This is a genomic window from Bradyrhizobium sp. P2_E8 (assembly GCF_056403875.1).
The window spans coordinates 1-1390 of record NZ_JBFUES010001428.1 but is presented as its reverse complement, the minus strand read 5'-3'; the positions used below and the strand labels follow the sequence as shown (position 1 = coordinate 1390).

The window sequence follows — 1390 nt, the reverse complement described above, 5'->3', positions numbered from 1 at the left end:
GGTCTGTCTTGCCGTGCTCGTGCTGGTGCTCGGTGCTTCCTTCGTGATCGGCCGCAGTGTCACGAAGCCGCTGGCAAGCATTACCGCGCTGACCGAGCGCCTCGCTGCCGGCGACAGTGCGTTCGACGTGCCCTATACCGATCGCCGCGACGAAGTCGGCGGGCTCGCCAAGGCGCTGGCCGTGTTCAAGGACAATGCGTCGGCCGTGGGCCGGATGCATACCGAACAGCAGGAGGCGAAGCAGCGGGCCGACGGCGAGAAGCGCAAGACGATGGCCGATCTCGCCGGGAAATTCGAGGCGAGCGTCCAGGCCGTGGTCCGCGACGTGTTCGACGAGGCGCGCGCGATGCAGCAGGCCGCGCAGGGCATGTCGGAGACCGCGAACAAGGCGACCGATCGCGCGAGCTTCGTCGCCACCGCCTGCCAGCAAGCCTCGAGCAATGTGCAGACGGTGGCCTCCGCCGCCGGCCAGCTGTCGTCCTCGATCAGCGAGATCAGCCAGCGTGTCGCGCAGGCCGCGACGGTCGCCGACAAGGCGGCCGCCGACGGTCAGCGCACCAACGACACCGTGCAGGGGCTTGCCGCCGCCGCGCACAAGATCGGCGAGGTCATCGACCTCATCAACCAGATCGCCTCGCAGACCAACCTGCTCGCGCTCAACGCCACCATCGAGGCGGCGCGCGCGGGCGAGGCCGGCAGGGGCTTTGCGGTGGTCGCGAGCGAGGTGAAGTCGCTGGCGAGCCAGACCGCGAAGGCGACCGACGAGATCGGTGCGCAGATCACCGCGATCCAGGCCGAGACCAACCAGGTCGTCGGAAATATCGAGAGCATCCGCGCCACCATCATGGAGGTCAACGAGATCTCCTCGTCGATCGCAGCCGCCGTCGAGGAGCAGGGCGCGGCGACGCAGGCGATCGCGCACAGCGTGCAGGAGGCGGCCTCCGGGACCGACCAGGTCTCGCAAAACATCTCCGGCGTGACCGATGCGACCGCCGAGACCGGCCAGGCCGCCGGCCTCGTGCTGCAATCGAGCGGCCGTCTGACGCAGAAACTGCAATCGCTGGAGGACGAGGTCAGCGCCTTCGTTGCCGGCGTGCGGGCGGCCTAGTATATCGGCAGGATGGACCAAAACTCCGATCGGCTCGCGCGCATCCTCCTGATCAATCCGAACAGTCTTGAGGCGACTACGGCGATGATGGTCGCCATCGCGAAGTCGGCCGCCGCGACCGGTTTCGACATCGTCGGCGCCACGGCAACGCGCGCGCCGTCGATGATCGTGTCGGCGGAGGCGCTGGAGGCGGCCGCCCCCGAGGTCGAGGAGATCGCGCGGGCGCATCAAGCTTCCTCGGACGGCATCATCGTCGCGGCGTTCGGCGATCCGGGCCTTGCC

2 protein-coding genes are annotated in these 1390 nt (G+C 68.6%); both read left to right on the top strand.

What is annotated here, in order from left to right; genetic code table 11:
* Positions 1 to 1108 (top strand): methyl-accepting chemotaxis protein (locus AC1D00_RS41115; RefSeq protein WP_477014644.1); only part of this gene is annotated, 1108 nt, incomplete at its 5' end.
* Positions 1109 to 1120: 12 nt separating this feature from the next.
* A partial coding sequence (locus AC1D00_RS41110; protein WP_477014643.1) for an aspartate/glutamate racemase family protein occupies positions 1121 to 1390 on the top strand: 270 nt, incomplete at its 3' end.